Origin of the sequence: Pseudoalteromonas sp. Isolate6 (assembly GCF_022398435.1) — a bacterium.
Classification (GTDB): domain Bacteria; phylum Pseudomonadota; class Gammaproteobacteria; order Enterobacterales; family Alteromonadaceae; genus Pseudoalteromonas; species Pseudoalteromonas galatheae.
On record NZ_JAKEVK010000245.1, the window covers coordinates 1 to 6043 of the forward strand.

Here is a 6043-nt window from a genome sequence, read left to right on the forward strand (position 1 = left end):
ACATAGATTTAACGAGAATTATCACAATAATAATAAGATTATGTCGGAGCCTATAAAATGAAAAAAATGCTACTCTCACTCGCAGTATCAGCAGCTCTTGCTGGCTGTGGAGGCGGTGAAACGTTAGAAGATGTAAAAAATGATACTACACCCGTTTCTCCAACGATTTCTGTTAAATTTGATCCATCAGGCGGTGTGATCTCAGTTCCAAACGATATCCTTTTATCCGGCACTCAAGACGGAACTCTAAACTTACCTGACGAAATGTTAGGAATGAAGGATGGTGAAGGTAATCCTCTGGTGACACGTGCAAGCTATGCAAACCCAAGTATTGTGGTTGGTGCCTTAGATGGTTGGTCAACACAAATGCCCTATGTTATCGACATGACGACACCGAATGGGTTGACATTAGATGCGCAAAGCGTCATGACTCCCGGCGCCGTACGAATTTTTGAAGTTGAAATGGGTGGACCATTACAAACTGACGAACAGTGTGCGCAGCTACCGTCAGGGATAACATGTAAATTTGTTGCTGAATTGGAGTTTGGTCCCCAAGGCGATTTCGTAGCGATGACGAATGGAGCTGGAAATGGCATTGTAGTGGTTCCTGTCAAGCCGCTTAAACCAAGTACGACTTATATTACTGTTTTAACCCGCACTTTGAAGGACTCCAGCGGACAAAGTGTTGACCCATCATCGACGTATAGCTTATTGCGTCAAAACGCACCACTGGTGACCGATGCGCAAAAATCCTTGCAAGCAGTAATACAAAGTTATGAGGAAGCGGTTACCAAAGCTGGGGTAGATGGTACCGAAATTATTTACACTGCAGCTATGACTACACAATCAGCTGGTGCTGGTTTAGCTGCGACTAAAGCTTTACTTGCACAATCACTCGCAAAGAACGCTCCACCAGTAATCGCAGTTCCTGGTCAGGCACCGATGACGGTTGCTGACGCACTGGAAGGTAAAGTGCCAGCGGCTTTATTGCCTGCTTTCCAACAAATTAAATTAATGCGTGGTGTTATTCAACTTCCTCAGTATTTAGCGAAGCCAAAAACAGGTGGCATTGAAGCATTAGCAGATACCTACTGGCAAGCGTTATGCGACAGCCCAGTTACACTGGGTGGGTATGTTGCACAAGGTGGCCAATTACCCCAAGTAACAGAAGGAGATGATAAGCTTTGTGAGAGCTTCCCTGTGCCTGAAGGTGTGCCGAAATTTAGAAGTATTGGCGTGGATAAACAGCGTTTTATTACCCAATATAACCCAATTCCTAAGCAGCAATGGCTTGCTAATGTGCCTGTGCAAATTACATTTCCTGCTAACGATGCGGCGCGTCCAGAAAGCGGATGGCCAGTGGTTATTCTCCAACATGGGATCACCAGCAAGAAAGAAGATATGCTTGGCTTAACCTTGTCTCTTACGCAAGCAGGCTTTGCGACGGTAGCAATCGACCACCCGATGCACGGCGAGCGCGGCATTGATATTGACGGTGATGGCAACGACGAGTTTAATGCGTCGACGGGTAGTGTACTTTCTTACATGAATCTAACATCGTTGTTAGTTGCGCGTGATAACTTAAAGCAATCAGCTGCAGATTTAATGGGGTTACGTTTAGGCTTAAACTTTATTAATCAAGCATCTGGTGGCCAAGTTAACTTCAATACCCAGCAAGTTAGTTACCTAGGTCACTCACTTGGTTCAGTTGTAGGCCCAAGCTTCCTCGCTCAAACCAATGCGCCATTAAATCCAGCAATTGATGGCTTCTTTAAAGTTGAGTCAGCAGCACTTGCAAGTGGTGGTTCGGGCATTGCTAACTTCTTGATTGAGTCAAAATCATTTGGTCCGTTTGTACAAGGCTCCGTGTTGAGTTCTGCAGGTAATCTCGCATCGCAAGCGTTTAATGCCTATCTGCAAGAAGGCGCAGTTGCTGACTGTGGTACGTTTGCTGCGGATCAAAGCAAATATGTTTCTTGTGCATATGGAACGTTTAGAGCGAATTTAGAAGCGGCTGGAGACACCGCGACATTAGCACTGATTGATGGTACGGTGACGCAATTCGGTTTTGCAGCACAAACCGCATTAGATAGTGCAGATCCACTAAACTATGCAGCTTCCGTGAAAGCGCTACAAACGCCAGTATATATGAGTGTTGTTACGGGTGGTGTTGATGGCAATGCAGCTGACCTGGTTATTCCTCCAACAACAGAGCGTAGCTTCTTGTCAGGTAGCTTACCTCTTGCTGGTTTCATGGGCTTAATGCCAGCAAGTGAAACGCAAATGAGTCAAGACGGAACACCTGGAAGTTATGTAGTGAAGTTCTCTCAGGGCCATCACAGTTCAATCTTAACGACAGGCTTTGATGAAAAAGCCGGTGGCACAGCAGCGGGACACGCAGCGGCGTCAATTGAAATGCAAACACAAGTTGCAAGCTTCTTGAAGTCAAAGGGTTTGGTTTTACAAGTATCTAACCCAGATGTTGTTGCAAACTAAGACATTTTTCGAGACTATAAAAGGCCGCAGCTAGCGGCCTTTTTTGTGTCTATTTAATATTGAGTTAAATGGGCCCCTTTATGAGCTAAATGAGGAGAACGACTTGGCATTTTTGTTTGAATATGGGTTATTTCTAGCCAAGACAGTAACCATTATCTTTGGTATCGCAGTAGTCATTATTTTGATGGTGGGAGCAAGCTCAAAACCAAAATCGAAAAAGGGCGAAATTGAAGTTACCGATTTAAGCGACAGTCTGGCGCAGTCCAAAGAACAGTTTTTAGAACAAACCTTAGATAAAAAGGCGTTAAAGGCACGAAATAAAGCACAGTCTAAGGAGCAAAAAAGCAAAGGTAAAAACAAGGAAGACACCAAGAATGTATTCTATATCGAATTCAACGGCAGTATGGATGCTCATGAAGTCTCAGATCTTCGCGAAGAGATAAATGCCATTCTTATGATCGCTGACAAGGCCACGGATCAAGTCATTGTCTCAGTTGAAAGTGGCGGTGGTGTCGTACACGGTTATGGACTTGGTGCATCGCAACTTTCGCGCATCAAGCAAGCGGGTATTACACTGACGGTCTGTGTGGACAAGGTTGCTGCAAGTGGCGGATATATGATGGCCTGTGTCGCAGATAAGATTATTGCAGCACCATTTGCAATTATTGGTTCAATCGGCGTAATTGCGCAGATCCCCAACTTTAATCGTTTATTAAAAAAGAATAACGTTGATTTTGAAATGGTAACCGCTGGTGAGTATAAGCGTACACTCACCCTATTTGGTGAGAATACGGATAAAGGAAGAGAAAAGTTTAAGGAGGAGATTGAAGAAACGCATGGTCTGTTCAAACACTTTGTCTCTGATAATCGTACCGAGCTTGATATTGAGAAAGTAGCGACTGGAGAACATTGGTTTGGTACACAAGCCTTAGAGCTTAAACTAGTCGATGAAATCTCAACCAGTGACGATTTACTCATGTCCCTAAATGAAAGTCACCAACTTTATAAGGTGGCTTATAAGACTAAAAAAGGCGTTGCTGAGAAGTTTGGTTTGCAACTGGGCAATGCTGTTGAGCGTTTTAGCATCAAAGCATTGTCTAAACTGAACCTATCAAAGTACTCCGCGTAATTTTTACTCCTGCGCTGGTGGGTGGTAGCTGGTTATCATCTATCAGCGCAGAAATACATCGACGAACAAAACATTGAGTTACGTGGTACGTAGTTTGCCATATTGCTGCTAGATTCGATAAAACCTTCATCAATAGTATCTGGCTCATTTACTTACTACAATTACAATCAAGTTTACTGGCAAGGCCAACAGCGAAGCTCTCATATTGTCATTGAACTGGTTTATCGAGTTTTATCAGACGCTCCATTACAACACATGCAGTTAGGTCTCCAGTAACATTAAGCACGGTTCGACACATATCTAATATCCTATCTACACCTAAGATAAGCGCAATACCTGCAGCGGGGATCCCAAAACTAGTTAACACTGAAGCCAAAATTACAATACCGACACCAGGGGTACTTGGGGAGCCAATGGATGCACCAACAGTGGTGAGTATCAGTAACATGATTTGACTATCGGTGAGGGTAATGCCAAAAACTTGAGTTAAAAATAGTGCTGCAATCACTTGATATAGCGCTGTGCCGTCCATGTTGATAGTGGCACCTAGAGGAATAATAAACTGGACAATGGGTTTTTTTACGGATAGCGACTGCTCAGCTGTGCGCATTGAGAGGGGCATTACTGCAGCTGAGCTAGAGGTTGAAAAGGCTAATAATTGTGCGCTTTTAATTGCCGATAAAAAGCGCCAAGGACTGATCTTTCCAGCGCTGCTGGCTAAAAACAGGTAGACAAACATAAGCAGTAATAACCCTAGCAACACAGTCGCAACGTAAGCTGAGACACCTAGCAGGGCATCAACACCAATTCGAATAGTAATGTCACAAAGTAATCCAAATACCGCAAACGGAGCCAGCAGCATAGCCCAATTAACAATCTGTAAAGATAGCGTTTGTGCTGTTGTGGTGAGCTCTAGAAGCAGGGATTTTTGCTTTTGACTAAGTGTGGTGATAGCAATACCAATAAAAATGGCATACATCACAATAGCAAACATATCTTTATCTAGAGTAGATTGAGTAATATTTGATGGAATAATTGCCACCATGCGCTCAGGAATGCTTTTTAATTCAACTGTAGCTGTAACTGTTGTGGTATGTTGGCTATTGAGGTTATCAAGCAGCTGACTATCCACGTATTTCCCAGGCTCAACGTAGGAAGCAACGACCAAACCAATGATAACAGCAATAAAGGTGGTCATGACGAAATAGGGGAAGATCCTAAGTCCAACTTGCTTCAAAAATGCGGTGTCCTTGTTACCTGCAATGCCAAGAATGATAGATGAAAGTACCAGAGGGATCACAACCATCTGGATCAAAGCTAAAAATAGATTGCCGGGTAGTGCAACCCATTGTGCTATTTGTAGTGATAGCTCAGCACTAACCAGCCCGACCCCTTTGGGGGAGAGTAAAATACCCACGGTAATACCCAGTACCAAAGCCACAACAATTTGTAGCCATAGCATTTTCTTTTGTAAAAAATAACTAATGGAGTAGGTGGTTTTCATTCCTTTTCCTTGAAGCGGGGTGATTTGCACATCAGTGAGTAATTAGTAATAGCATATCAGGATAGATGCACAGATATGTTGATTGGTATCAAGTATAAAATTAGGTTAAACAGCCTATATTAACACCTCAATGATCTCTGATTCGGTAAAACGTGATTTTTTCATAGTTAGTGTCCTGCTTTAATGATTGCAGAAAACTACAATTATGCGTGTCATCATTTTATGATTAAGAATTCTTACGGTGTTATTTGCAGCATTTACTACCGAAGGGGTTTATGCATATTCGGCATTATGGTTTTTTAGCCAGTGCATGTCGCAAGCGAAAGTTAGCGCTGATAAGGTCGCAGGCGTCATGCACATACAGAGCAAAGCGGCCAAAGACAGAAAGCGTGACACTGATACCGTATTGGCCTTGTCAGCATTGTAAGGCAGGTACCTTGCGGCTAATTGGCGTATTCAAGTTAGATGCAACAACGGCCAAAGTAGAGCGAACGAGTTAGCAGCTCGATAGCTGATTAAAATCAATTAGTTAACCTATCTAATTGCTCAGGCTAGCGGCCTCTGAATGCGTAAAAAATATAATTGCTTATTAAGCCAAATTTAGGTGTAATGAATATATAACAAGCGCTGAGCGATGCAGGGAAAGCTTAATTAATAATAGATTAGCTGTTCAAACCAAATGATTTGGCTAATGTCTCTAAAAAGCAAATTCCCATAGCATAAACAATACCAACACTGTCACATCGAGCGGGTAGCGGCTCAGTCCAATAAGCGATTATGCAATACAAACTGCGTGTCGCATAAATGCTAAAGTGTTAGGGCTCTAGAAGTTTCAATCAACTATGAAGTATCTAAATATACTAGTTTTATTATTTTTTATATCAGCATGTTCAGAAAAACCTGCTGATATTAAC

3 protein-coding genes and 1 pseudogene are annotated in these 6043 nt (G+C 42.7%); 3 read left to right on the top strand and 1 reads right to left on the bottom strand.

Annotation, left to right across the window (positions count from 1 at the left end; translation table 11 throughout):
• Positions 1 to 57: 57 nt before the first annotated feature.
• Together L1D50_RS20675 and sohB are read left to right on the top strand one after the other, a co-directional pair.
• Positions 58 to 2496, top strand: a complete 2439-nt coding sequence (locus L1D50_RS20675) for a VolA/Pla-1 family phospholipase (protein WP_239966719.1) — start codon at positions 58 to 60, stop codon at positions 2494 to 2496.
• 103 nt (positions 2497 to 2599) lie between these two features.
• Entirely contained in the window at positions 2600 to 3625 is a 1026-nt protein-coding gene (sohB, locus tag L1D50_RS20680; protein ID WP_239966720.1) for a protease SohB, read from the top strand.
• A gap of 208 nt (positions 3626 to 3833) precedes the next feature.
• On the opposite strand, the gene L1D50_RS20685 is transcribed toward sohB, so the two are convergent.
• On the bottom strand, positions 3834 to 5129 hold the full coding sequence (locus L1D50_RS20685; protein WP_138523941.1) for a dicarboxylate/amino acid:cation symporter: 1296 nt from the start codon (positions 5127 to 5129) through the stop codon (positions 3834 to 3836).
• 230 nt (positions 5130 to 5359) lie between these two features.
• Between L1D50_RS20685 and L1D50_RS20690 the strand changes: the two are divergent.
• Positions 5360 to 5629: pseudogene (locus L1D50_RS20690) on the top strand (transposase); the annotation flags it as partial.
• Positions 5630 to 6043 lie beyond the last annotated feature (414 nt).

Bases quoted from the DNA above. Each gene is read 5' to 3' on its own strand.
- L1D50_RS20685 (WP_138523941.1), bottom strand. From the start codon at position 5,129: ATGAAAACCACCTACTCCATTAGTTATTTTTTACAAAAGAAAATGCTA.
- L1D50_RS20675 (WP_239966719.1), top strand. From the start codon at position 58: ATGAAAAAAATGCTACTCTCACTCGCAGTATCAGCAGCTCTTGCTGGC.